Genomic DNA, 24,393 nt, shown 5'->3' with positions numbered 1-24,393 from the left:
GGTGTTCTCCTTAGCTTTGGTTCCGGCTTTCCCGGTGCTGCAACAATAGGTAGGTGATCGCTGCGCCAATGCCGGCAACGGCGGCGCAGATCAGAAACAGCCCCGCAAAGGGAGGAAATGGCAAGGCTGGCATTGTGTCCTGCAAGGTTAGGATCGCGCTGAGCATTGCGACGCCGATGGCAAAACCGCCCTGCCGCAGCACAGTCATGACCGCCGAGACCGAACCCGCCTTCTCTATCGGGGCGCTGGCGATCAGAGCACCGGAAACCTGGGTCTGGATTGCTGCTGCGCCCGATCCAGCCACAATCATGGCGAGGATGGCAATCCGAGGGTCACTGGCCATGGCGCTGGCCGAGAGACCGAGGCAGCCGATACCAACAAGTATTAGGCCAACACAGAAGAAAGACGACTGTCGCCACGTCTTGGCGATGCCGACGGACAGCATGGGCACGAGAAACATGGGCACCGTGAAACAGAGCATCAAATAGGTGACTTTTTCCAGCGGCAGCCCGAGCGACTCGGTGAGGAATTGGGGGATGAAGAGGACAAGTGACCAGTAGCAAATGGCGAGGATCAGCGGAACGAGAGCGAGTCCGGCGAATATGGTGTTCGCAAATAGGCTCAAGTCCACGGCTGGGTGCGGTTGTCCGAGTTCGATCCTGACGAATAGGGCAAACAGCAACAGGATCGCTCCGATCCAGAAAGACAACGCAATCTCGGCACCCGGGAACACTGGACCATTGAGCAGCAGCCACGTCATCGTGAACAGCAGCATCCCGAAGACTATCGATCCGCGGATATCGATCCGCGCCTCCCTTCGCGGTTCATTGGGATCGCTGACTAAGAGCAGCGTTCCGGCAAGGATCGCTATACAAAAAGGCACCTTAACGAGGAAAACGATATGCCAGCCGAAGTGGGCGGTGATCAGGCCACCGAGACCAGGGCCGACTGCCATGGCAGAGCCTGCAATAGTACCGATGATCCCGAATGCTTGGACCCGGCTTTCTTTGTCCGGGTACTGGCTGCCGACAAGAGCGTAGCCACCGCAGACCATGAAAGCGGCGGCAATTCCCTGCATCACCCGACCTAAGATCAGGATTTCGAAGCTTAGCGCAAAGCCGCAAATCATCGATGCGGCTACGAAGGTTGCGGTGCCCAGCAACAGGGCACGCCTGTGACCGTGCCGGTCTGCAATAGCTCCAGCGGCGATCAGCATCACTGCGAAGGCGAGATTGTAGGCATTTGCCACCCAGACGTATTGCGCGCCGTCGAGCGCGAGACTCTTGGCAATCTCGGGCAGGGCAAGTGATACCGCAGTCACGTCGAATGTCGCCATGAAGGCGCCAAGGCCGAGAATGACCGCAGGTGCGTAGTAGAAAATACCGGATTTCACAGCTTGCATTGTAATGGAGCCTTCCTGTGTTGATCTTGCACTGAGGTCAAAGGTGCGCCACCTGCGGCTCTTGCGAGATGACGGGCTGCGCGGGGCAGGCGATTTCGTTAATCCAGTCGGAGAGCAGCGCGCAAAAGGCCTCGGCAAAGGTTCGCGCTTGGTTCGCGTCGAACAGCGTCTCCGAGAATTGCCAAGAGATCCGGCACTCGGCGACCTTCCTGATTTTGCTCGGTGGTGTCACAACAACGTTGACGTCGAACTTGGACGTCCGATTTTGCCGTTCGTGAATGACACCAGCGGCCTCCCCGAATCTCAACTTAGGCACCGTAGAGTCATGGAAGCTGAAGCAGTGCTGAAAGATCGGGTTACTACCCTTTTTCTGGCGGATGTTGAGAGTCCTGACAAGCAGCGACAGCGGAACATCGTGGTAGCGTATCGCCTTAAAGAAAGACTTCTGTACGCTACGCAGTGTTTCTGTCGCGCCTGCTTCCAGTAGCACCCGCACCGGAACGGTGTTCACTACCATGCCGATCATCGGATCGATGTCCTGCTCGGATCGCGCGCTCACCGCCGTACCGACGCAAAAGTCCTGTGATCCGGTGAGATCGCCGACGAGTCGCGAGAAAACGGAGAACATCAGAACGTATTCGGACACGGCACACTTACGCGCGGCGGCGCTTAGGCTCTTGTAAAAGGCCGCGTCGAGATAGGTGTCGATGTTCAAGCCAGCGAGGTTGCTGCCTTCGGGGCGCTCTGCTCTGAGGGAGACTTCAAAGTCCGAGCCGTCAAGGTAGCCGTGCCAGAACGCTAGCGCTGCCTTCCCATAGTCGCCCTCGATCTGATCCCGCTGCCAAGCCACGAACTGCTGATACTGTGCCGGGATGTCATGCAGTTCCAACTGCACATTCGCAAGGATGGCGTTATAGGCGGCTTCGATCTCACTCCAGAGCCGGCCAAGGGACCAGCCGTCATGGATCACGTGATGCTCGACCTGGATTAGACGCCAGTTCGCCTCGGCCATCTGCACGGCTGTGATCGTGAACAGCGGTGGCCGAGAAACGTCAAAAGTGGTCTCGAGCCTTGCTTTTAGTATCCCTTCGAAGGCGGCTTCGACCGCCTCCGGGGTCGTATCCCTTAGGTCGATATGCGCTACCTCAAAGGCATAGGGCGCGTTGATCTTTGCGACGAATCCCTCCGTGCCAAGTTCGATTGTCGTGCGTAGCATCTCGTGCCGCGCGATCACCGCCGAAATGGCCTGTTCCAGAACCGACAGCTCGAGCGCACCCTCTATCTCAATCGTGGCCTGGAAATTGTAGGCCTTGTTGTTGGGATAGAACGCCTCCAACAGGCAGATCTGTTCCTGATTATAGGAGACACGATTAGTGCGCGGGTAGTCGGAGACGCGGCGCGGCGCCACTCCGATCAGTCCCTGCGTTGCGGTGGCGCCGACGTTCATGATGCCCTCGCCACGAACATGTAGCGGAACTGTTCGATCCCGGCTTCGTACTCGGCCTCGCCGAACCGGAACTCGTAGAGCGCGTCATTGCCTTCGGCTCGGAACTTGTCCTCGAGGGATTTCAGCACGCGAACCTTGGTCGTCCAGTGCTCGTTTTCTTCCTTGCTGAGGTCGACAGCGTCATACGATCCGAATTCCGCGTCCATCAGAGTGGCCAATTCAGTCCGTTCCGGCTTCCACGTCTCCTTGGTGAAGGTCCGGATCGGGAAGGTGCGCAGGACGCCGACGGCTACATCGGGTGTGCCGATCTTCTTGAAGGTCTGCAATGCGCCCTGCGGCGATGGGAAATAATAGATCGTGTCAATTGATATTATGTGCGTGAAGGTATCCTCGGGGAAGTCCAGGTCCTTGACGTCCATGACGTGGAACTCGAGCTTGTCGGTGGAGAGAGCCAGCGACTTGGCGAACTCGATTGCACTTGGTGAGATGTCGACCCCGACTACCTTCGCCCCGGTCTTTTCCATGATGTACTTGGAAATCAGCCCATAGCCGCAGCCGATGTCGAGGATAACGTCGCCCTTGGTCGGCTTCATCGCCTCCAGCAGCAGGTCGATCTGGCTAAAATCCGCCATGCCGTGTTGGCCGAAGTTGTCGCCGTAGACCTGTTCGCAGAATTCCGCATGGGCGGCGCTGTCCATAGCAGTGGCATAATATTGCTCAAACCAGTTGTGACGTTTTTGGCGCCGCTCATCGTCATTATAACCCAGAAGCCGCTCGGTCTGGGACTTCGAGCCGTCCGGTGTCGGAGCTTCTTCGACTATAGCACCGTGGCTGGTTTCGGTAACGATCTTGGCGAAATCGGATATAGTGGGGTTCTCCACCAGCGCGAACAGCGGCACTGATTTGCCGAGGTCTTTCTTGACGCGCGCCACCATGATCATCGCCGCCAGAGAATGCCCGCCCGCCGCGAAGAAATCGGTGTCGGGTGACATGGTCTGCACATCGTGCTTCAGAATGTCGGCCCAAATTATCGCGATCTGGTCTTCCATTTCGTTGAAGCCGGTTTCAAGAACTGTAGTCATGTGTCGGTTTCTCCTGATTTTCCGAGCATCCGCAAAACTGCGGTCCGGTCGACTTTCTGGTTTGTTGAGAGAGGGATATCCGAGACCGCACTCATCAGGCTTGGGACCATGTAAGGCGGTACTATCTCTTGCATGTGACGGTTGAGGTCCGCAGGCTCCAGCGGCTGCTCGGCGGTATAGATTGCGACCAGCGATTGCGTGCCGTGTTCTCGTACCGTGGTGACATAGGCCGCGCGTACATGCCTGTGACGGAGCATTGCATTTTGGACCTCGGTCAATTCCACACGGTTGCCGCGAATCTTGACCTGCCCGTCGATGCGCCCGGCGAAAACCAGTTGCCCGCTGGCATTTCTTCGAACGAGGTCTCCGGTCCTGTATACCTTGTGACCAGGCACCAGCGGATGGTTGAGAAACGCCGCCGCCGACTTCTCTGGTAGGTCGATGTACCCGGGTGCGACACTGGCACCACCGAGGTAAAGTTCGCCCTCGGGCGCAGTTTCGGACAAGACACCGTCCGGGCCTGCAACAAGCGCGTGCATATTTGGAATCGCCTCACCGATCGGCACCGATCCATCCAGATCCTTCGCCGGATCAAAGGTATGCACTATGCAGCCGACCGTGGCTTCGGTGGGGCCGTATTCATTGATAATGTCGACGCCACCTAGCTGCGCATAGATCTCCGCCGCCCCTTTGCCGGATAGATCTTCGCCTCCGACGATCAAACGCCGGATGCTGGTCTGCCCGGCGTGGAAGTTGGACAGGACTGTCAGGTAGGAGGGGGTAATCTTTATCACGGTTACTTTTGGGTCGTCGAGGATCGTGCTGATCACCATCGGATCGTCGACCCCGTCGAATAGGGCGATCGACGCGCCAGCAAGCAGCGGCGGAAGGATGCAGGTGACAGTGAAGTCGAAAGCTAGTGTTGAATAAAGCGCTATGCGGTCGTCTCGTTCACGGAAGTAGCGCCTGGCGGCAAAGCCGGAGTAATTCAGAAGGTTGGCATGGGTAATGCCGACCCCCTTCGGGTTTCCCGTGGTGCCGGAGGTATAGAGGATATAGGCTAGGTCGCCGGGGTTGACGGGTGCCCATACACCCTGGGTCATCGGGTTCCTGGCATCCTCGACCGAAAGGCACGCGGCACCGAGCTGCGCACAGAGCCCGGCGCTGTCATTTGAATGCAAAACGACCGCGGCGGCGCTGTTGGACACGATAAAACGCAGCCGGTCCACCGGGTGGCGCTTGTCGAGCGGAATGTAGGTTGCGCCAATCTTGAGGACGGCAAGGATCGCTGCGACCATGTCTAAACCGTGTTGCACCGCGAGACAGACACGGCTCTGGTAGCCGCAGCCGTTTCGGGTCAACATTGCGGCGATACCGTCCGCACGGCGTTCGAGTTGATCATAACGGATAAGGGCGCCGCTATTGGACAGAGCCGTTCGCGAAGAATAGCTCTGAAAGCTCTCGCTCAGTAATGTATTGACTGTGGCACGTTCGAGTGTTTCTGCATCAGTAAACATGGCTGGCTACAGGCTCCCTTTTGGCGGCCGCGGTTATGGCTGCAGCAAGTAGCGGCCCGGTGACGCGGTCGAAGTTCTCGTCCGTTAGACCGCAGAGGTTGATCCGGCCATCACCAGTCAAGTAGATCGAGTGATCCTCACGCAAGCGAGTGATGGCATTCGCATCGAGCGGCAGGCGGGTGAACATCCCGCGCCCAGCACGGACTGCGTTTGCAAGGGCCGGAATGCCCACGGCCGCGACCCTGTCTGCAAGCCGGATTCTGGGCACCTCCAGACGGCGGCGAACGGCCTCGAGTTCAGTAAGCCAGTCAACGCGCAGCTGTGAATCACCGAGAACCTGCGCTACGACCGACGCTCCATGGTCCGGCGGCATAGCGTGATAACGGCGCAGGATGTCGTTCATCAGGCCTTGCAGTAACTTGGCGGTTTCCGGGGCGCTGGCTTGAACGTAGAGGCAACCTGTGCGCTCTCGGTACAACCCGAAGTTCTTCGAGTTAGTCACGGCGACAAAGGCTTCGGAGTTTTTCTTGAAAATCCTGCGCACTGCATAAGCGTCCGCGTCTGGATGGTCCGAGAGACCCTGATAGGCGAAGTCAATCAGTGGAACGAGAGCACGCGTGTGGAGGTAGTCGGAAATCTTCGCCCAATCCTGTGGACTCGGGTCGATCCCGGTTGGATTGTGGCAGTTGGCCTGTAGCACCACAATATCGCCAGGTTGAGCGGCATCGAGCGAGCGCAGAAGTAAGGCGACATCCAGCTTGCCGTCTGGGGTTATTGCGTAGGTGTAGTCGCGTTTGGCAAGCTGGTCCCGCAATAAAAGCGGCTCATAACTCGACCAACCGGGTGTGGACGTCCAGATCACGGCCGCGGGAGCGATCTTGCTGACCATCATAGATGCAAGGCTGAGAGCAAAGGAACCGCCAGGCACCTGTGCCGAAGCCAGTGTCTCAGGCATATAGTCTGCGCCGAACACCAGATCACAAACCGCAACCGTGTAGTCACTGTTACCCTGCAATCCCGTATATGTCTTCGTTTCCTGCATCCGCAGTAGCCTGCGTTCAGCTTCCTTGACGGCGGCGAAGACCGGGGTCCGGCCATCGACATCTTTGTAGACACCAATGCCGAGATCGCATTTTTTGACTCGTCCGTCGGCGCGGAAGCGCGACACGAGCCCAAGGATAGGATCCTCAGGAACGTCAATATGACTGGGAAAGAAGCTCATTGTCCCACCACCGCATCCGCGTTTGGTCGTGCCCCGGGCTGCGCCGGTGTGGGTCGCGCCGAGCGGGTGTAGGGCACAAGCCCTCCCGCGGCCAGAATGTCAGCGGCCAGTCCTGCTGGCAGGCTCCCTTGGTGCCGAGTACCCGCAGTCAAGTTGTCCACCCTGCCTGTCTCAAGGTCGATTTCCAGCGTGTCATCTTCATTGAGTGCGTCAAAGAACCGAGCGTCGTCCAGTAGAACTGTAGGGACACCCTCGTTCACGAGATTGCGGCGGTGGATGAAGCCGAAGCTGCGCGCGATCACTGCCTTAAATCCCGCTCCGGCCAGCGCCCAAGCCGCATTCTCTCGGGACGATCCGCAGCCCCAGCCGTGCCCAGCAACCACAATATCCTGCCCCGCTGCGCAGGCCTCTGGTACTTCGGGTCGGGTAAAGGCAAAGCATTTCTTACCGCTCGCTACCTTGTCGACGATGTTGCAGAACTGACCCGGAATGATCGCGTCGGTATCCACGTTGTCTCCAAACACCATGGCGCGGCCGATAACCCGCCCTGCAAGTCGCTCTGACGGAACGGCTCGCGGAGTGCGACTCTGTATGTTGCTTATTCTGCCACCGCCGACCTCGGTGTAGCGGACAGGCGCCGTTGCACCTGCTGTGCCTCGGTTAATAAGGCTATAAAATCGGTCTTGCTCCAAGTGCTGGAGGTAAGGGCGAGGGTCTTCAATACGCATCGAGGCGGCGCTGGCGGCGACTGTCGCCGCAGATGCGAGCCATGCCAGAGAGCCCTTACCCATGCGATTGCGGAAATTCCGGTTCTGCGACGACAGCCATGTCTCGCCTTCACCGGCCTGCTCGGATCCGACACCAAGGCACAAATGGCAGCCGGGAACGCCGATGCGGAAACCGTAGTGCCGGTAGACCTCAAGCAAGCCAAGATATTCGAGCCGCCGTCGCATTTCTACGTCACCTGGCACTACCAACCGCTTGCCAGTGGTGGCGGGTGCGACACCGCGCGCGCGCATCGCTTTTAGCACCAGCGCGCCGAGGATGATCTCCTCTTCGGTTGTGGTGCAAGCGCCGATGAAACAACCGTCCAGCGGTTGGCCGACACAGGCGTCGACGTTGGACACCCTGTCGGGCGAGAATGGCTTTGCAACCTGCGGACTAAGGTTCGTCAGATCGATCGTCTCGTGGTCAGCATACTCCGCTCCCGCGTCGGCTTTGAAAAACACGGCCTCGTCCAGTGCCCGTCCGCGGGAGGACAGAAATTCCGCGACGGAGGCGTCGGGTTCGAAAATCCCGGCCAGCCCGCCCAGCTCCGCCGTCATATTGCATATGGTGAAGCGTGCATCTACGGATACAGTGCGTGGATGCTCGGTCGAGAATTCCACCACTCGTTCAAGCGCCCGAGTATTGCTGCCAAGGACCTTCAGCGTCCGCAGGATGATGTCCTTTCCGGTCACACCAAAGGCCGGTGTGCCTTTGAAGGCGATAGCGATAGTCTCGGGCATCTGGAGCCAGGTGCTGCCGGTTAGCGATGCAACCGCTACATCGGCCCCACCCAGACCAAAGGCTAACGCCCCAAGGGCACCGTGCGACGTGGTGTGTGAATCGGCCCCGATGACGAGCTGCCCCGGCAACCCATGATTGCGGTAGAAGGCCGTATGCATGATCGCTTCATTGGCGTCATAAAACGCTTCAATGCCGCGGGACCGGGCAAATGACTGCGCGCCACGAACTAGTTCCATCGTCTTCTGATCCCGGATCAGCGAGACTGGGTCTACCGTGTGGTCGATTGCCAGCAGGAACCGGTCCGGGCGCTGAATCGGCAGGTGGCTCAGCAGGTCATAGGTCACCGACATCCCGTTCAACGACAACTCGGAAGACAGGAACCAATCGATGTTCAGATTGAGGAAGTCACCGGCACGCGCTGAGGTCCACCTAGCTGACTTCGAGGCAACGATTTTCTGGGTCAGAGTCGACGGCATTACTTAACCATTGCCTCCAGCGCGGTGGTTTTGGCGATGTGCTTGCGTCTGCTAGTTTCAAGGACTTCTTGGATTTGTCTGTCGGTCAGGATTGCTGGGGAGTTCTTTGCAAACGCGAGGATGCTTACCACAGCGTCATCGCGTTCGAGCGTGGGCATTCCCGGACAATTTTGGTTCAGCCAGTGCTCGACATTAGTGCGCCCCGACATAGGCCCCACTTCGATCTTCTGCTCCAGTCCGAACCAGGATGCCGGCACGCTAGAGTATATGCGGTCGGCTAGCCATGCATCGCCAAGATTGCGAGCCTTGGCGACAGCAGCCGCATGCACGCCCGTCGACGTTCGGAATGCATCGCGACCAAGGGCCGGATAGTTGTCCGGCAACGGAGCATTGCAATGGGTCGAAACTGCGTTACAGGCATGCATCAGTTGTTCGAAATTCCCACTGCTCTGCGCGCCCATCAGCCGGAGGTTAACTAGCATTTGGTCCAACGCCGTATTACCGGTCCGTTCGCCCAGTCCGAGAACTGTTGCATGAATCCGGTCAGCCCCGGCCTGGAGGGCAGTCAGGCTGTTGGCCAGCGCAAGCCCCCTGTCGTTGTGCCCATGCCAGTCGAGTTTCACGTCTGCACCGGATTTTTCGATGATCGTTTTTGCGAATTCAATGATGGACCGCGTTCCGGACATGTCCGCTGAACCTACGGTGTCCGCTACGCAGATACGCGAAGCGCCTTCATCGATGGCTGCTTTATACAGTGTGGCGATGTCCTGGGGGCGTGATCGCGTGGTATCTTCAGTGACAAACATCACAGGAAGCCCCTCGCGCACACAGGCCCGGATGGACTGCATGCTCATGTCCATCAGTTCAGAAAGCGACCACTCTTCGACCGTACGGCGGATAGGTGAACTACCGACAAACAGTGAGGCAGTTATGAGCTGGCCGGAAACCTCGCATGACCGAATATGTGCGGCGACGTCATCGGGATGTGTCCGAACTGCGGATACCATCTCGAGGTCATAGTGGCTTTCAGAGATATGACGGGCTAGATCGATGATGTCCCGAAGCGATTTCTCGCCTGAGCCGGGAAGCCCCAATGTTACACCGTGGACACCAAGCGCGCTCATTGTGTCGACGACAACCTTCTTTTGGGAAATATGAGGTTGGAACGCCGCTGGCGACTGAAGGCCGTCGCGCAGAGTGTCGTCTAATATCTGCACTGCATCAGTATCGAACAGCGGCGTGCTGTTCCAATCGTGGACGAGAAGATCGGCTGGACTGCTCATACATTTCCCCAACGCAAATGGTGTAGATTCCGAAAACTCTACGGACTGATAAAAAGAACACTCATAGGGGAGCGTATAGGTTGATCTGGCCAACGTCTGGTTGAAATTTCTCATAAAGTGGTGTTCTAGTAGCACCACTATGAATAACTTGCCCCTGTCGTTACTCCGGTCTCTCGCGGCTGTTCACAAAGAAGGCGGTGTGCGCTCTGCTGCAAAATTGCTGGGTGTTGAACACTCTGCCATCAGTCGTGCTCTGCGCGAGTTGGAACTTGTTCTCGGCGCGCCACTCACTGAACCCAAAAGACGAGGTCAGGGATTAGTTCTGACTTCGCAAGCTCGTTATCTCGCCAAAGCTACTTTGTCCGCGATGAAAGACCTGGACCAGGCGGTCACCCAGTTTCGCGTGCCAACGGCTGCCAAGGATGTAACGATAGCAACGCTGCCTTCCATTGCCGCGCGATGGCTTATGCCTAAAATGCAGTTCTTTAGAGAGGCACATCCAAACATAGATGTTTCGATAATTGTTGACCAACCGCGTGGAGCTGCTGTCGACCCGACTTACGATCTTACGCTCCGAATGGGATCTCGATCTGGAAGTTCTGTTGGAGTTCTCATACTAGGAGATGATGTAGCATTCCCAGTGATGGCTCCATTGCTTTGGGAGCGTTTGGGTAAGCCCACTGACGTCTTGGCTTTGAAAAAAATGCGTCTGCTTCATGATCGCGATAGCGAAGTGAACTGGGTGCGATGGAAAGATAAGAATGGGCCTGTCGATCTCGTCACACATATCGGACCACGTATGACGTCTTCCGACCTTGTCTTACAGGCGGCGGAACTGGGCCACGGCATCGCAATCTGTCGAGGAAGGTTGGCAGCTAGCGCGTTACTATCTGGGACATTGGTTCGCCCATTTGGAGAACTTGCGATACCATTACCTTCAGCATGGTGGTTGTATGAAGGGGAGCGGGCCCAACAAAGACAATCAGTACGCTTAGTGCGCGACTGGTTGACAGCAGAATTCGCCAGTGACTCGCATTTGCCTTCAATGGGGTGAGAACGGCCGTGAGAAAGTCGACCACGGTAGCGGCGGGATGATCCTGCTGCGGGCGGCGTAAAAGTCGTCCACCTTTGCCCTTCTTTTAACGGAGGGAGGGCGGGAGGATCTTCACCGTGGATTTATATCGCAAGGTTCGTCTGGCGTGCGCAGAGGGCATGTAGGATCGAACGAGAGAGTGTCCGACCTTTTGTGTATGACTGATCCGGTTCATGCTTCACCGTAAGGCTCCGGCGAAGACCGCGGTCCCTTTTGCTCTGTGATGTGATACCCCTTGTTCATGGAGATCGAAGAGGACAAGATTGACGACGCGGATCTGGGATTGCTCTGGTTGACGCTGCATGATGAGCGTCGCGCCTGGAAGGGAATGGACTGGACGGCACTGGATCGATTGTATCGGAATGGTTTGATCCATGACCCGGTTAACCGGGCCAAATCTGTCGTGCTGACCGATGAAGGGCTACAGCGCTCAAAGGCCCTGTTTCAACGGTTGTTCACGCGGCCGCCGCAGTAGCGCCCTCACGGGCTTTCCAGTTCCAGGGCAAAAGTTCCGGCACGCCCGAGACGGGGATGTCGGGCAGCCGGGCGAGGGCATCGGCCAGCCACGCCTGCGGGTCTATATTGTTCATTTTGGCAGTGACGATAAGGGTGTACATGGCGGCGGCCCGCTCACCGCCGCGCTCGGAGCCGGCAAAAGCCATGACTTCCGGCCCAGGGCCACGCCGCGCAGGGCGCGTTCGGCCGCATTGTTCGTCAGGCAGATGCGTCCGTCATCGAGGAATGCGGTAAAGGCCTGCCAACTGTCCTCTTTCTCGAACATGTAGTTGATCGCCTTGGCCACCTTGTTGTGCCTGGACATTTTCGCGCGCTCTTCCAGCAGCCAGTCATGGAGATTATCGACCAGCGGGCAGCCTTGTACGCTTGCAGCATCGCCGCTTTGTGACAACTCGAAATCCTGTGAACCGCCCGAGCCATTTGGGGACGCTCTGAAGAACCGCTATCCAGAGAAGCGGGTATCATCAGTACCGGTGGCCTCCGAGGTCGGGCGACTTAAATCCGGGTACGCCCGTCAAAGTGATGCTGTCGGTCAATTCCAGCAAGTACTCCAAAGTATCCTTCCTCGGTATACTCGCACACCCTGGAGGCGTGATAGTCGCGATCCACATCCCATATGGGAGTTTTGAGTGCGGGTAAATTACAGCGTCTGCGCCCAATGCGGCTGGATCTGGTTCATCACTTGAAGTCCGATTTTGTAATTTATTCCAATGAGATGGCGTGCGCAGAACTTGCTGACTTGTTAGTATGAATCCGCTCGTCAGAACCCTGCTATTGCCGATACAGAATGGCCGGCGACGCTTAGGTGTAGAATGGGAGTGTCCATACCGCCCCTTAACGGAAAAAAAATTTCCGAAAAAATATTGACGACTTGAAGGGGGGTAGCTACAAAACTTCCAACCACAGGCAGAGGCAGCAGCATGGCAACGGTCAATCAAATGAGAGCAGGGCTCGCGGGTCTCTTCGGCTGCAGTGAAATGCGGCTGAAAGCCCTGAGCCAGAGCCTTGCAGCTGCCGGACTCCGAACTGAAGGCGGGGCTGGGCGTGGGGCCGCCCAAATGAATGGCCGGGATGTCGGCCTTCATGCAATTGCTCTGGGATATGACTTGGCAACCAAAGATGCTGCGCAAGTCCTGGCACCGATTAATGCAATGCCGCTTCAAGAAGGGCTTTGGCTGCATCGCAACACGGTCAGATGGACCTTCGAACGTGGGATGCTTGAAAACAGCAAACTTCTTACCGCACTCGCCAAGGCATACAAAGGCCCGGCAACCGATTTGCCCGTCCCCTATGACTTTGGAGAGTTCATCGGAATGTGGGTCGATGGGGTCTTTGAGCCGCAGCTTGGAACCTATTTGGACGGCCGTGCCGAACTGACAATTCACCGCACGGGGCCAAAGGCGCATTTCCGGTTCGAACGCCAAGGAGACCTGATGGAGCTGACTTATGCCGCTGAAGGCTGTACTGCGGCTGAAAAACCGAAGTGGGACCAGCTGCTGGTCATCCGCGAAGAACTGTTCCAAGAGCTGGCCGCGATAGTCCGCTGAATGATGTGAAACCGGCGGCTTGTGAGTGTTTGCAGCGGCGAATCGGTTTTTGCCTGGAGGCTTCAAGCGCCCGTTTTTTTGGCGTCAGATGGCAGGGATTGTTGAGCAGTTTGCGAAAACACGCAGCGGGTTTTTCTTTTTCGGATTTCTGCCCGGCCGCAAGGACTGCTGAAACTTGTGCCACAGTCTGGCGCAGGCACAATTTGTAAGGTGCTGATCTAGCGGCCGGGAGTGAAAACGGAACTTTGATTTGCTCTGTATCTCATTGAATCAAAACAACAAAAATCCTTCTCGGAAGGCGATCAGGTTGTTATCGTCTCCGGGTGCCCGGTACTGGGATTTTCGCTCAGGCTCCGGCGTGATTTGAAACTGACTGAACGAGGAGAAACGCCGATGAAGAAATGACCCCTTCAAAATGAAAGCGCCCGAACCTCGGCAAAGGAACGAGCGCGTTCATAAGGCAGATCAAAGTCCACCTGTGTAGCAACAGTTCAATAGCAATTCCGGCTCCGGATTTCAAGGACGGCGACTGCCTCACCAATACAGCTGCATCCGGCCTGGACGCCTTGCGTCCGGGACCGATGGAGCACGCGCTGCACCGGTCAGTTTCCAGGTTTCGCATTCGGTTTTCACCGGGGCGGAGCGCCGGAAGAGCTGTGCCTGGTGACGGCCGAGAGCGATCACCGCTGCCCAGTTCCGGGCGGCGGGCCACTCAACTGTGAGACACTTCAATGTCCTATCCTTTTCAGCAGGGAGGCATCCGGCTTCCTGAACCCAGCCTTGCCAACCGCGATGTCGCGGCGGCCTCCAAGGGGCACTTCACCGGCCACGCCGTCCTGGGCGATGGTCCTGGACGCATTGTCCAACTCGAAAGCCATCACGAGCTGCAGTTCTGCCTTTGCCTGGCCGCCCGGCCGGAAACCGGCGAGATCTACGAGCAGGTTAGCTTTGAATGGCACGATGCGGACGGCGAGCTCCACCCTCACTACTTCGACTTCGTGGTGGTGCAGACCGATGGAGCGGTTATCGCCTATTCCGTGCGGCCAACGTACGGCGTGAGCGACGAGTTCTTCGAGGAGATGTGCCGGATCTCGGATCAGGCGCGGAAAGCAGGCTTCGTTGCCGATGTCCGCCTGCTGACGGAAGAGGATCTGGACCCCGTCGAGCTGTTCAATGCCGAACTTCTTCATTCCGTTCGCGAGGAGAACCCAGAGGCCGATGACGCGGCGCGTAAAGTCCTTCGGGACATGCAGGATATCGAGACGCTGGAGACTCTCAAGGACCGTACCGGCTGCGGCGCCATGGGCTTCCGGGCGCTGATCCGGCTGATCCGGTCCCGCCATCTCCAGCTCGTCAGCCACGAGCGCATTTCCCCGAAATCCCAGGTCTTCAAAAGGGAGCAGGTCTGATGAAGCTGTCCTACGACTACCACAATGTAGCCGCACACGCGGCGTTCGAGCCGGTTCTGAACGTGCTGGACCTGCACCATCCGCTCCAGCGGATTGAGATCGATGACTGGAAAATCGATCTGACGACGCTGATGCATTCCAGCGGCCGCATCGACTTTTTCAATGAAGAGGAATGGCTCCTGTTCGGAGTGACCACCGGACCTGAAACCGGTGAGGTCTGCGAACAGGCCGACTTCGAATGGCACGATGAGGACGGCGTCCTCCAGCACGTCAGCTACGAGCATATCTCCCCGAAATCTCAGGTCCTCAGGAAGGAGCAGGTCTGATGGGAATGATGGAGCTGTCTTACGACTATCGCAAAACCCGCATCGCAATTGGTGCCTTCGACCGCATTACCGTCAACGAGGTGTCTTACAGCTTCCTCTTTGAGAATGAAGCTGGGAAAACGCTGAAAATGGAGGATGGAACAGGCCGGGCCTATCAGTTCTCGCATGAGGAACTGAGCCGCCTGTCGTCGCTGGGCCGTCTCCGCATTGAGCCGGATTTTTTCCATCCGGAAAAGGCGGCCCGGCAGCAGCAGGCCAGCACCGGCCTTCTGTCCGCTCTGCCGTTGACCAAAAACGCCCGGGTCTCGAAGCGCAGTGCCTATGTTGAGGCGTTCCTCGAAATGGAGCGCAATGGGGAAATCAACCGCACCGATGCAGCTATCAAAGCCAACGAAAAAGCTTTGATCGGCTACGCAACGGTGTATGCGGAAAACCTCAATCCTTTGGGAGTTGCCAATCCTGGAAAGTCGGCGGACATTTCGGTCCCGCCAAGCCCCCGGACGCTGAGGACCTGGATCAAGGCGGCGGAACTTGATGGTCAGGCGGGTCTGCTGGACGCGATGCATCTGCGCGGGAACCGCAACCGGATCCTGGGACCTGAGGCGGTCGGGCTGCTGATGAAGGAAGTGCGCGGCTACATGAGCTGTGAGAGGCCGACTATGAAGACGATCCATGAAAATGTTCAGATCGCCTTCGAGGACCGGAATGCCGAGCGGAAAGAACGCGGCCTGCCTGCCCTCAATGTGCCCAGCAGGGAAACCACACGCCGCGCGATCCGGTCGCTTGATCCGTTTGCTGTGATCACTGCACGTTTCGGTGAAGCGGCGGCCCGCAAGAAGTTCAAGCCGGTACTGAACGGGCTTGACCTGACCCGCCCGCTCCAGCGGGTCGAGATCGATGAATGGGAAATCGATCTGATGACGCTGATGCATTCCAGCGGGCTCATCGACCTGTTCAATGAAGAGGAACGCCTCCAGCTGGGCCTGGACAAGACCAAGAAGCGCTGGACGCTGACGGTGGCGATCTGCTGCACCACCCGCTGCATCGTGGGGATGGTTATTTCCACGGCACCGAAAGCACGAGCCGCGGTGCAAGTGCTCCAAATGGTTGTCTCGAACAAAGGCCAATGGGCTGATCTGGTTGGCGCGCTCGGTCATTGGGACATGTATGGTATTCCGGAACTGATCGTCACGGACTGCGGAATTGCGTTCAAGTCGCAGGCCTTCCGCTTCGCTTGTGCCGATCTCGGGATCACCAAGGAACTGGCAATCGCGGGCTGCCCGGAAGTCCGCGGCACCATTGAACGTGTGTTCAACACCGTCGCCAAGGACCTTCTTCCCCGCCTGTCCGGGCGCACGTTTTCTGACGTCGTCACCAAGGGGGACGCAAATCCGGAAGAGCGTGCGGCACTGACGCTGGACGACCTGGTCTTCGTTCTCGTGCGCTGGATTGTCGACATTTACCACAACAACCCGCACCGCGGGTTGGGCGGTGAGACGCCCGCGGCATGCTGGCGCCGTTTGATGGGGAAATGGGGCGTCCGGCCGTCTCCGGACATGCGCCGCAGCCGCCTCGTCTTCGGTCACCGGATGACGCGCGTACTCAGCAAGGAAGGCCTGACCGTTCTTGGCGTCCGCTACCATTCGGAACGGCTGGCCGACTGGATGCTGCGCAAAGACAAATGCGATGTCGACGTGCGCTGGCACCCCAAGGACATCGGCGCCATCGAAGTGCGGCTTGGCAGCAACTGGTACACTGTTCTTGCCATCGACCATGAGCTTGATGGCGTTCCCGCGCAGATCTGGCTGTCGGCCACCCGGGACGTACGGTCCAGGAACCCGAAAGCCAACCGGATCAACACCGAGGTTGTTCAAAAGGCAATCAAGGCGATCTCCGAGCGCAATGCCGAGGCCATGGCGCTGGCCAATCTGGTGGTCGAGGACTGGTCTCCGGAGCGCATTGCGCGCGAGGAAAATCGCATCTTCCGGGGCGTCCAATTTGGCAAACACAAGCCGTTGCTGAAGGCCAAGGACGGCATCGGCAGTTCTTTCCCTGCCCCAGAAGCGGAAACCAGCGAAACCGAGAAAACCGCCAGCAAGAAACCGGCCTCTGCACGCCGTGGAACCAAACCTTCCAACCTGACCATCGAGGACAACTGATCATGACTGACCATGCAAAGATCGCCGACACGCTGGAAACCCTGCGCAACCTTCATGTCGGATCTCCCAGGGACGCGGAATTCGCGTCCCACCTCGACCGGCTCCTGAAACGCGATACCTCGGGCAAACTGCTGCCCGAGGCTTTGCGCTTCACCTCCACGGGAGAGACGCGCGGTATTCTGGTGATCGACGGGCCCGGCGGCGGCAAATCCACTCTGGTGCAGCGCGGCCTTTTCCGTCACCCCGTGTTCTCCCAGAAGCCGGAGGGGCATTCGCTGTATTTGGATATAGTGGTGCCGAGTCCCGCGACTCTGAAGAGCGTGACGCAGGAGCTTTTGACCCGCAGCGGCTACCCCTTAAAGTCCGGCCGCAGTGAGGTCTGGAGCCAGCTCCAGGTGTTCCGTGAACGGCTCCACATGCTCGGCATCGCTGTCCTGTGGATCGACGAGGCGCATGACTTGTTCTGTGCCGACCGGAACCTGATCCTCAGGGCTGTGAAGACGCTGATGCAGGGGGAGCACCCGGTGATCGTGATCCTGTCCGGCACCGAAAGGCTCCGGGAAATCATCCGCACGGACGCGCAGGTTAAGCGCCGGTTTTCCACCATCAACCTGAAACCGGTCGCAGTGCATACAGACAAGGAACAGTTCGCCGCCCTGATCGAGCAGTACTGCGCCCGCGCGGAACTGGAGCCGCCTCAGCAGGAGGATCTGGTCGACAGGCTGTTCCATGCCTCCCGCTACAGGTTCGGACGCTGTATCGAGACCATCAATGCGGCAATCGAGCAGGCGCTGAACCAGGACGACGCGGCCCTGGATATCTGGCATTTCTCGGAAGCCTGGGCGTTCGATGAGGGATGCGCGCTCGACCAGAATGTGTTCGAGGCTCCGGAATGGTGGACGATCGACCCGGATGCGTCCGATGAGGAGGAAGAACCCAGGAAACGGGTCAAACGCAAGCGGAAGCAGAGGGAGAGGGCATGACCATGGACAAGCTGTATCCCTCTCTCTCGTTTGCACACGGCGAGACGCCGCTGTCTTGGGCTGCGCGTCTTGCCGCCTTCCACACTGGTGGCGGTCTCCGGCCGTTCCTCAATGACATGGACGTTCCGCTCATGCGGCTCGCGGGCGGGCATGCAGACGCGATCAGGCCTCTGTGTGAACTGGCCGGTCAGGACCACAAAGTAGTGGAGTACAACACCATCCGCAGCCTGGGGCGTATGCGTTTTTCGCTGCGTTGTGAGGTCTTTTCCAAGGAATTCATGACGGGAGCCGTAACACGCTTTTGCCCCGCCTGCCTTGCAGAAGATGAAAGCGGAGCAAACCGTCCCCACGCGCGGCGGCGCGCGCGGTTGAACTGGCTATTTACTCCGGTCAGGATTTGCCCGCACCATCAGTTGCCCCTGATTCAGCGGAGGCGCGATGCCTGGGACAACAAGGCCCGGGAGTTGCGGGTGCTGGTGCCGGAAACAGGTGCGGAGCTGCTTGCCTTGGCCGCGTCATCGCCGAAACGTCCGCCGTCGCCACTTCAGGATTATGTCATCGGGCTTCTTGATGGTGTCAAGGGGCCGGAGTGGCTTGATGGTCAGGGGATCGAACAAGCGGTCCGCGCCACAGAGGTATTGGGAGCAGTGCTCAAGTTTGGTGCGGATGCAAAAGGCGGCGGCCTCAAAGAGTTGGAATGGGATGAAGCGGGCCGGACTGGATGGGTTTATGTTTCCGGAGGGCAGGCAAGCATTAGAGAGGCATTGGATGTGATCCTGGCCGATGCGAGACACCCAGCAACCAGGTGCCAAATCCGGGACAGGACTTACGGCATGCTCTACTCTTGGCTTGCCCGGACCAAATTGTCCAAAGAACCGGGACCGATCCGGGGCATCCTGCGCGAGCACATACTGGACAATTTTGATGTGAAGGCAGGACAGCCACTGCTCGGGAAATCCGGGGTGCAACCGCGCCACCGCAATATCGCTTCTCTGGCCGCGTCTGAGGGCGTGCATGATGTCGCCTTCAAGGATGTGCTGCGGGCGAAAGGTGTGATTCAAGAGGATGAAGCGAAGCGGCCGGCCTCCCATGTGCTTGTGGACTATGAGATTGGCAAGGCGGTAGCTGCAGAGATGAAACGGGCTGTTGCGGTCACATTGCTTCCAAAAATTCTCAATGCGTCCCGGCCCATGGTTGCAGCTCTGATTGACGAAGGGCTGCTAACTCCGTTGCACGACGGTGGCCTGAAGCTGGGCAAGATCAGCCGGGCGGTCGACCGTGAGCATGTAGACGCGCTTCTTGCCCGCATTGAGCGAATTGCCACTCCTGTCGCCGATGCGCCTGAAAACTTGGTCAGCCTGGCGAAAAGTGCAGAAATCAGCCGGAAGAAGATTCAGCTGATCCTCTCGGCCGTGTTCGGTGGTCGGCTACAGCGTGTCATGCGGCTGGAAAAAAAGCCCGGCCTCAGCGGCCTCCTGGTCGATCCGCGGGAGGTGAAATCCCTCACTCCGCGGGGCCGGCCTGGCATGAGTGCCGGTCTTGCGTTCATGATGCTGGGCATCGGAGCGGTTGCTGGCAAGCGGCTGATCTCAGGCCAGTTCTGCGAGAGGGTTCTGAAAACTGTCAGCGTTCCGGGCGAAGGAGATGCATGGGTCACACCCGCCGCCATGGCTTGCTTTCGCAGCAGGTATGTGACCTTCAAAAGCCTTCTGATTGAGGCGAAATGCAAACAGCCTCAGTTGAAACAGATGCTGGCAGCTCATGAAGTGACGCCGGCTTTCGACCCGAAGACCCTGGGCGCGATTCTGTATCGAAGGGCTGACCTGCCGGAATCCTTGGGAATCTGACCTCCCAACGCATGCACCACCCAGATTGCCGCCTTCGGGCGGCATTTTTCTGGAACTTTCGATGGCAAATAATCCCGTGGAAAATGGCAGAAAAGCCGCCCCGGCCAAATTCGCGCAGATATGGGTTGTTTAAAAACAATGGCTTGCGGGGAGGGGGCGGGCATCAATGGCATTTTTTCAGTGGTACCGACAGAGTTGTTGTGAGATCCGCGATAAAATGACCATTTTGGGGGTTCTTTGACCATTCCGACATGGGTTTAATGACCACCGGCCGCGGCGCGGCCGGTGGTTTTTTTAAAACAATGGCTTAGGTTGGGTTGCCCTTTGCCTGCTGACGAGGCCGGTTCGCCTGAACAAGCCCGCTCCGCCTGTTGGCTGAAACATCCGTGCTGAGCAGGACCGAAGCTCAAACCTGGCCGGGTTCTTTCCTTCATTTTCCCGAACGCACGCAGTGCAATTTGGAGCAGGGCGGCCCGGCGCGGCGGGCGGGGCGGGCTCTGAACCCGGGGCGTCAGCTGGCCTCGCAGGGAGGGACAATCCCCGGGCTGGCCGCAACCAGTTTCAACGCACTGATTTTACGGCGAATTATTGACGGTTCCTGAGCCCCTTAGGTCTTCGTTAAGGATATCGCCGGACTCTCGTGGGGCATATCCATCGTTGCGAGGGCGCCATGAACGAGGTCATTTCTTCGACACTCCAATCCCCGTCCAAGGGGCTGCGGGAGGTATGGGGGTGGTTCGATGTAAGCCAGGACGACCGGGTCCGGGTGTCCGGCCTGCTGCCTCTGGCCGAACAGAATATCGAGGCGATCCTGGAAGAATTCTACAGCCGCGAGGGCGGGTACGACCGCCCCGGCGGCGATGGCCCTCCGCACGGCATGCAGGACGTCCGCGACGAGCAGCGGCGGCATCTGCTGGAGCTTTTTGAGGCGGGCCTCGACCAGAAATCCTTTCAGGACCGCAGGCGCGCCGGGCTGTTCAATGAAAACTATGGCATCTCGCCAAGTTTCTATCTGGGCCTCTATACCTTTGCCATCAACCGGATCTGCGATCTGCTGCGTCAGGAGGCCGAAGACGAAGCCAGCGCGCTGGAGACCGAGAAAGCGCTGCGCAAGGCGGCGGCGTGCCATCAGGCCATGACGATCGAAGCTTTCTCGGCCGCCCGGAGCGATGCGATCGAACAGCGCGAACGCCAGTTGAGCGAGCTGCCGACGCCGGTGCTGCGCCTGCAGGCGGGGCTGCTGCTGGTGCCTGTGGTCGGCGTGCTCGACAGTCACCGGTCGCGGCTTCTGACAATGCAGATCCTTGATGCAATCCGGGAGCAGAATGCCCGCGCGGTGGTGCTCGATATTACCGGGGTGGCTGCGGTCGACAGCATGGTCGCCAATCATCTGATCCAGACCATGACGGCTACCCGCCTGATGGGCGCGCATTCCGTGCTGACGGGCATCAGCGCCGAAGTGGCGCAGTCCCTGGTCAAGATCGGCGTGACCGGCGAGGCGCTGAACCCGGCGGGAGATCTTGAGCGGGGTGTTGAAACCGCGCGCAAGCTTCTGGAGCGCTAGGGTGGTCCGGCGTGTCCCCATCATCAGCCAGGGCGATCTGCTGATAGCAGCGGTGCAGGAGGAGCTGTCGGACAGCGACATCCAGGAGATGCAGAACCAAATTTTGCTTGAGGTTGCGCGCCTGTCGGCGACCAAGGTCATCCTGGATGTCAGCCTGCTGGATGTGATCGACAGCTTCGGCACCAGGATGCTGAGCGATATCGCGGCGTCGGTCATGCTGCGCGGCGCAAAGATTGCAATAGTGGGCATCCGCCCGGAAATCGCAATGGCGATGGTGCTGCTTGGCCTCAAGCTGGAGAACATCCCCACAGCGTTGAACTTAGATCACGGCATCGCCATTCTGCGAGACCGTCCATGAACGCGCCCGCAGCGGATCCCGCTGTGCTGCTGCAGCGGGTCTCCTGTGACAGCGATGTGGTGGCGGCCCGCCAGCTTGCGCGCCGGCTCGCTGACGAGCTGGAGTTCAGCAGGCCGGACCAGGCCCTGATTGCAACTGCCGTATCGGAGCTGGCCCGGAACATCGTGAATTATGCCAAGGAGGGAGAAGTCGAAATCTGCACGGCCAGGGCCGGTGCAAGGACCGGCATAAAGGTTACCGCCCGGGACCGGGGGCCGGGACTGGCCGACGTGGAGCTTGCCTTGCAGGACGGCTACTCCACCGGCAACAGCCTGGGCCTTGGGCTGCCGGGAACGCGGCGCATCGTTGATGAGTTCGATATCTGCTCGAACCCCGGCCGGGGCCTTGTCGTGACGGTGATAAAATGGCGGTAAGCGCAGACAGCGGCAGCATCGCCTTTGACACCGGAGCCCGGATCGACTGGGCCGCGGCGCAGGCCCCGAAGACGGCGGGCTCTGTTTGCGGCGACGGCTATTTGCTGCGGCGGACCGGCCGCAGGCTTATGGTGGCCTTGGCAGATGGCGTCGGCAGCGGGCAGGGCGCCCAGGCCGCTGCAAACGCCTGCCTGGAAGCGCTTGCGACCGTCTCCGCCAGTTCAATTTCGGAGGTGTTTGAAACCGCGCATGAGCGTGTCCGGGGCACACGCGGCGCAGCGCTTGCCGTGGCGCTGATAGACCCTGAACTCGGCGCCGTCGAGTGGGCCGCGGTCGGGGATGTCGAGGGTGTTATCTGCGCACCTCCGCCCGATAGTGAAGGCAGCACCGCTATCCTGCAAAGGGGCGGAACCCTGGGGCTGCAGTTCCCCGGGGTGCTGCCCCAAATCCAGCCTTTCCCGCCCGATCATGTTCTGGTCCTGGCCTCGGACGGGGTATCGCGGCGGTTCCGCGATGCTCTCCCCACCGCCCGCATCCCCCCGCCGGAGTGGGTCGCCTCCTGCCTTGCCACTTACGGCAAAGACCACGATGACCGCACGGTTGTTGCCGTTTCCCATCAGCGGAGGCGCCCATGACCGGTGTGGGCTGGCACCCGGCGAAAGAGGCTTTGACGCGGGTGGCGCAGCGGTATCAGACAGCCTTGGCCGCCTATCTCCAAAGCGGAGAGCCTGAGCATCTGGCGGAGGCGTATGAGACGGCGCGTCTTGCGCTGGAGGCGGAAGTGCCCTTGCCCGACTTCGGGCTGCTGCATTTTGCCGGGCTGCGCGACAGCCTGCTTCCGGCGGGCAGCAGCAGCGAATGCTTTGAGCGGGCGGAGGATTTCTTCCTGGAAGGCGTGGCAGTCTATGACATGGCGCTGCGCGGCTACGTCAGCGGCATGGCCAGCCTGAGAAAGGAAATCGCAGAGCGCCGCCGGGTCGAGCAGGAATTGCGCGACATCACCTTCGAGCTGGCCCGCCAGCGGGACGAGCTGGACCGGGAGGTCCGCAAGCGCACGAAAGAGATCCGCCTGCGCGCGCAAGAGCTGGAAAGCAAGAACCGGCAGCTGGTGCAGGCCAACCAGGACCAGTCCAATTTCACCTATGCGCTGTCTCATGACCTGAAGACACCGATCAACACGATTTACTGTTTTCTGGGCGTTCTGCTGGAGGATTTTCAGGCGGATTTGAAGCCTGAGGCGCAGGAGCTGATCACGGATCTGATCGGCACCGCCCAGCGGATGCGCCAGCTTGTCGATGATGTGCTGGATTACTCCAAATTTGTCGGTCATGAGTTCACACCCGAGCGCGTGGAGCTGCAGCAGATGGTGCAGCAGATCCTCAAGGACATGGACGCATTGGCCGCCAGTTCGCAGGCAGAGATCCAGGTGGGGCCGTTGCCCGCGGTAATGGGCAGCCCGTTCCAGATCCGGGTTTTGCTGACAAACCTGCTGTCGAATGCACTGAAATACGGAAGTGACGGGCGGCGGCCCGCAGTCCGGATCGAGTGTGCGCCGGCTGAAACGGCGGGCAAGGTGCGGTTGACCGTGTCGGACAGCGGGCCTGGGATACCGGAGGACATGCAAGACAGGGTTTTCGATCTGTTCAAACGCCTGCACCGCTATGAGCAATGCCCCGGGTCCGGCATCGGGCTTGCCCTTTGCAAGCGTGTGGCAGAGGCCCATGGCACGGCGCTTCAGCTTGTTTCGGAGGCCGGGAAGGGCGCGGCGTTCAGTGTCGATCTGGATTTGGAGGAGAAGCAGGATGGGTAGCCGTGATAAAGTCGTTTACGTCATTGATGATGACCGGATGGACCGGAAGTTTGCGGAACGCATCATCAGCAGATCGCAGATGTTCGATAACTTGGAGCTGTTTGACGGGCCTTTGGCAGCGATGCAATTCATCCAAGACGGCGGCCGCCCGCCGGAACTGATTTTCCTGGACATCAACATGCCGCCGATCAGCGGCTTCGAATTTCTGGAAAGATACGCCGGTCAGATCCAGGCCATGGACCCGGTGCCTGTGGTGGTGATTGTCAGCACCACGGTCAATCCGGCGGATCTGGAGCGCGCGGCCAAGTTCCCCCTGGTCAAGAAATTCCTGTGCAAGCCCCTGTCGCCGGATCACCTGGCCGAAGCGGCGTCGCTGCTGCACTGATGCGCCGCGGGCCTTGCAGCGCCCCGGTTGGCGGCGGGGCGCAGG

Annotated in this window: 21 protein-coding genes and 1 pseudogene; 14 read left to right on the top strand and 8 right to left on the bottom strand. The window is 59.0% G+C overall.

Features of this window, described 5'->3' with window-relative positions; translation table 11 throughout:
- Window positions 1-10 precede the first annotated feature (10 nt).
- Genes DAEP_RS0109630 through DAEP_RS22575 form a run of 7 tightly spaced genes read right to left on the bottom strand, consistent with a single transcriptional unit; the run spans window position 11 to window position 9,938 of the window.
- Window positions 11-1,402, bottom strand: coding sequence for an MFS transporter (locus DAEP_RS0109630; RefSeq protein WP_027244503.1), 1,392 nt, complete (start codon window positions 1,400-1,402; stop codon window positions 11-13).
- Between the two features lie 37 nt (window positions 1,403-1,439).
- Window positions 1,440-2,849 (bottom strand): condensation domain-containing protein, encoded by a 1,410-nt coding sequence (locus tag DAEP_RS0109625; RefSeq protein WP_027244502.1) that lies wholly within the window; start codon window positions 2,847-2,849, stop codon window positions 1,440-1,442.
- Window positions 2,846-3,931, bottom strand: coding sequence for a class I SAM-dependent methyltransferase (locus DAEP_RS23315; RefSeq protein WP_027244501.1), 1,086 nt, complete (start codon window positions 3,929-3,931; stop codon window positions 2,846-2,848). The genes DAEP_RS0109625 and DAEP_RS23315 overlap by 4 nt, the downstream gene beginning before the upstream one ends.
- Entirely contained in the window at window positions 3,928-5,448 is a 1,521-nt protein-coding gene (locus DAEP_RS0109615; protein ID WP_084204415.1) for an amino acid adenylation domain-containing protein, read from the bottom strand. The genes DAEP_RS23315 and DAEP_RS0109615 overlap by 4 nt, the downstream gene beginning before the upstream one ends.
- Window positions 5,438-6,670, bottom strand: a complete 1,233-nt coding sequence (locus tag DAEP_RS22585) for an aromatic amino acid transaminase (RefSeq protein WP_051337362.1) — start codon at window positions 6,668-6,670, stop codon at window positions 5,438-5,440. The genes DAEP_RS0109615 and DAEP_RS22585 overlap by 11 nt, the downstream gene beginning before the upstream one ends.
- Window positions 6,667-8,655, bottom strand: a complete 1,989-nt coding sequence (locus tag DAEP_RS22580) for a LeuD/DmdB family oxidoreductase small subunit (protein WP_084204414.1) — start codon at window positions 8,653-8,655, stop codon at window positions 6,667-6,669. Before DAEP_RS22580 ends, DAEP_RS22585 begins: the two co-directional genes overlap by 4 nt.
- Window positions 8,655-9,938, bottom strand: a complete 1,284-nt coding sequence (locus tag DAEP_RS22575; protein ID WP_051337360.1) for a LeuA family protein — start codon at window positions 9,936-9,938, stop codon at window positions 8,655-8,657. The genes DAEP_RS22580 and DAEP_RS22575 overlap by 1 nt, the downstream gene beginning before the upstream one ends.
- Window positions 9,939-10,077: 139 nt before the next feature.
- On the opposite strand from DAEP_RS22575, the gene DAEP_RS23545 reads away from it, so the two are divergent.
- Together DAEP_RS23545 and DAEP_RS0109590 are read left to right on the top strand one after the other, a co-directional pair.
- Window positions 10,078-10,992, top strand: coding sequence for a LysR substrate-binding domain-containing protein (locus DAEP_RS23545; protein ID WP_084204412.1), 915 nt, complete (start codon window positions 10,078-10,080; stop codon window positions 10,990-10,992).
- Window positions 10,993-11,272: 280 nt separating this feature from the next.
- Complete coding sequence (locus DAEP_RS0109590) at window positions 11,273-11,506, top strand: DUF6429 family protein (protein ID WP_027244499.1); 234 nt, start codon at window positions 11,273-11,275, stop codon at window positions 11,504-11,506.
- Here the strand turns inward: DAEP_RS0109590 and DAEP_RS23540 are convergent.
- Window positions 11,487-11,899 (bottom strand): annotated as a pseudogene (locus DAEP_RS23540) (IS66 family transposase); the annotation flags it as partial. The gene DAEP_RS0109590 and the pseudogene DAEP_RS23540 overlap by 20 nt on opposite strands.
- A gap of 568 nt (window positions 11,900-12,467) precedes the next feature.
- Between DAEP_RS23540 and DAEP_RS0109575 the strand changes: the two are divergent.
- From DAEP_RS0109575 to DAEP_RS0109515, 12 genes are all read left to right on the top strand, one after another.
- A complete protein-coding gene (locus DAEP_RS0109575; protein WP_154665048.1) occupies window positions 12,468-13,094 on the top strand; it encodes a hypothetical protein in 627 nt (208 codons plus the stop codon).
- 731 nt (window positions 13,095-13,825) lie between these two features.
- Complete coding sequence (locus DAEP_RS22570) at window positions 13,826-14,503, top strand: PDDEXK family nuclease (RefSeq protein WP_036760575.1); 678 nt, start codon at window positions 13,826-13,828, stop codon at window positions 14,501-14,503.
- Window positions 14,503-14,829 (top strand): hypothetical protein, encoded by a 327-nt coding sequence (locus DAEP_RS0109560; protein ID WP_027244496.1) that lies wholly within the window; start codon window positions 14,503-14,505, stop codon window positions 14,827-14,829. Before DAEP_RS22570 ends, DAEP_RS0109560 begins: the two co-directional genes overlap by 1 nt.
- A complete protein-coding gene (locus DAEP_RS0109555; protein ID WP_027244495.1) occupies window positions 14,829-16,988 on the top strand; it encodes a Mu transposase C-terminal domain-containing protein in 2,160 nt (719 codons plus the stop codon). The genes DAEP_RS0109560 and DAEP_RS0109555 overlap by 1 nt, the downstream gene beginning before the upstream one ends.
- 2 nt (window positions 16,989-16,990) lie before the next feature.
- Entirely contained in the window at window positions 16,991-17,971 is a 981-nt protein-coding gene (locus DAEP_RS0109550; protein WP_027244494.1) for a TniB family NTP-binding protein, read from the top strand.
- Window positions 17,968-19,818 carry a TniQ family protein gene (locus DAEP_RS22565; protein WP_051337358.1) on the top strand — a complete coding sequence of 617 codons (1,851 nt, stop codon included), beginning with the start codon at window positions 17,968-17,970 and terminating at the stop codon, window positions 19,816-19,818. The genes DAEP_RS0109550 and DAEP_RS22565 overlap by 4 nt, the downstream gene beginning before the upstream one ends.
- 670 nt (window positions 19,819-20,488) lie before the next feature.
- Window positions 20,489-21,382: an STAS domain-containing protein gene (locus DAEP_RS0109540; protein ID WP_027244493.1), complete on the top strand. Its 894-nt coding sequence runs from the start codon at window positions 20,489-20,491 to the stop codon at window positions 21,380-21,382.
- A gap of 1 nt (window position 21,383) precedes the next feature.
- A complete protein-coding gene (locus tag DAEP_RS0109535) occupies window positions 21,384-21,740 on the top strand; it encodes an STAS domain-containing protein (protein ID WP_008556418.1) in 357 nt (118 codons plus the stop codon).
- Window positions 21,737-22,153 carry an anti-sigma regulatory factor gene (locus DAEP_RS0109530; RefSeq protein ID WP_008554651.1) on the top strand — a complete coding sequence of 139 codons (417 nt, stop codon included), beginning with the start codon at window positions 21,737-21,739 and terminating at the stop codon, window positions 22,151-22,153. Before DAEP_RS0109535 ends, DAEP_RS0109530 begins: the two co-directional genes overlap by 4 nt.
- The gene (locus tag DAEP_RS0109525; RefSeq protein WP_027244491.1) at window positions 22,144-22,788 is read left to right on the top strand and encodes a SpoIIE family protein phosphatase; all 645 of its coding nucleotides are present in this window, start codon (window positions 22,144-22,146) and stop codon (window positions 22,786-22,788) included. The genes DAEP_RS0109530 and DAEP_RS0109525 overlap by 10 nt, the downstream gene beginning before the upstream one ends.
- Window positions 22,785-23,963 (top strand): sensor histidine kinase, encoded by a 1,179-nt coding sequence (locus DAEP_RS0109520; protein WP_027244490.1) that lies wholly within the window; start codon window positions 22,785-22,787, stop codon window positions 23,961-23,963. Before DAEP_RS0109525 ends, DAEP_RS0109520 begins: the two co-directional genes overlap by 4 nt.
- Complete coding sequence (locus tag DAEP_RS0109515; RefSeq protein ID WP_008555537.1) at window positions 23,956-24,348, top strand: response regulator; 393 nt, start codon at window positions 23,956-23,958, stop codon at window positions 24,346-24,348. The genes DAEP_RS0109520 and DAEP_RS0109515 overlap by 8 nt, the downstream gene beginning before the upstream one ends.
- Window positions 24,349-24,393 lie beyond the last annotated feature (45 nt).

The organism is Leisingera daeponensis DSM 23529 (assembly GCF_000473145.1).
Lineage (GTDB): Bacteria > Pseudomonadota > Alphaproteobacteria > Rhodobacterales > Rhodobacteraceae > Leisingera > Leisingera daeponensis.
This window is presented reverse-complemented; position numbering and strand designations above follow the sequence as displayed.

Bases quoted from the DNA above. Each gene is read 5' to 3' on its own strand.
- DAEP_RS0109630 (WP_027244503.1), bottom strand. From the start codon at position 1,402: ATGCAAGCTGTGAAATCCGGTATTTTCTACTACGCACCTGCGGTCATT.
- DAEP_RS0109625 (WP_027244502.1), bottom strand. From the start codon at position 2,849: ATGAACGTCGGCGCCACCGCAACGCAGGGACTGATCGGAGTGGCGCCG.
- DAEP_RS23315 (WP_027244501.1), bottom strand. From the start codon at position 3,931: ATGACTACAGTTCTTGAAACCGGCTTCAACGAAATGGAAGACCAGATC.
- DAEP_RS0109615 (WP_084204415.1), bottom strand. From the start codon at position 5,448: ATGTTTACTGATGCAGAAACACTCGAACGTGCCACAGTCAATACATTA.
- DAEP_RS22585 (WP_051337362.1), bottom strand. From the start codon at position 6,670: ATGAGCTTCTTTCCCAGTCATATTGACGTTCCTGAGGATCCTATCCTT.
- DAEP_RS22580 (WP_084204414.1), bottom strand. From the start codon at position 8,655: ATGCCGTCGACTCTGACCCAGAAAATCGTTGCCTCGAAGTCAGCTAGG.
- DAEP_RS22575 (WP_051337360.1), bottom strand. From the start codon at position 9,938: ATGAGCAGTCCAGCCGATCTTCTCGTCCACGATTGGAACAGCACGCCG.
- DAEP_RS23545 (WP_084204412.1), top strand. From the start codon at position 10,078: ATGAATAACTTGCCCCTGTCGTTACTCCGGTCTCTCGCGGCTGTTCAC.
- DAEP_RS0109590 (WP_027244499.1), top strand. From the start codon at position 11,273: ATGGAGATCGAAGAGGACAAGATTGACGACGCGGATCTGGGATTGCTC.
- DAEP_RS0109575 (WP_154665048.1), top strand. From the start codon at position 12,468: ATGGCAACGGTCAATCAAATGAGAGCAGGGCTCGCGGGTCTCTTCGGC.
- DAEP_RS22570 (WP_036760575.1), top strand. From the start codon at position 13,826: ATGTCCTATCCTTTTCAGCAGGGAGGCATCCGGCTTCCTGAACCCAGC.
- DAEP_RS0109560 (WP_027244496.1), top strand. From the start codon at position 14,503: ATGAAGCTGTCCTACGACTACCACAATGTAGCCGCACACGCGGCGTTC.
- DAEP_RS0109555 (WP_027244495.1), top strand. From the start codon at position 14,829: ATGGGAATGATGGAGCTGTCTTACGACTATCGCAAAACCCGCATCGCA.
- DAEP_RS0109550 (WP_027244494.1), top strand. From the start codon at position 16,991: ATGACTGACCATGCAAAGATCGCCGACACGCTGGAAACCCTGCGCAAC.
- DAEP_RS22565 (WP_051337358.1), top strand. From the start codon at position 17,968: ATGACCATGGACAAGCTGTATCCCTCTCTCTCGTTTGCACACGGCGAG.
- DAEP_RS0109540 (WP_027244493.1), top strand. From the start codon at position 20,489: ATGAACGAGGTCATTTCTTCGACACTCCAATCCCCGTCCAAGGGGCTG.
- DAEP_RS0109530 (WP_008554651.1), top strand. From the start codon at position 21,737: ATGAACGCGCCCGCAGCGGATCCCGCTGTGCTGCTGCAGCGGGTCTCC.
- DAEP_RS0109525 (WP_027244491.1), top strand. From the start codon at position 22,144: ATGGCGGTAAGCGCAGACAGCGGCAGCATCGCCTTTGACACCGGAGCC.
- DAEP_RS0109520 (WP_027244490.1), top strand. From the start codon at position 22,785: ATGACCGGTGTGGGCTGGCACCCGGCGAAAGAGGCTTTGACGCGGGTG.
- DAEP_RS0109515 (WP_008555537.1), top strand. From the start codon at position 23,956: ATGGGTAGCCGTGATAAAGTCGTTTACGTCATTGATGATGACCGGATG.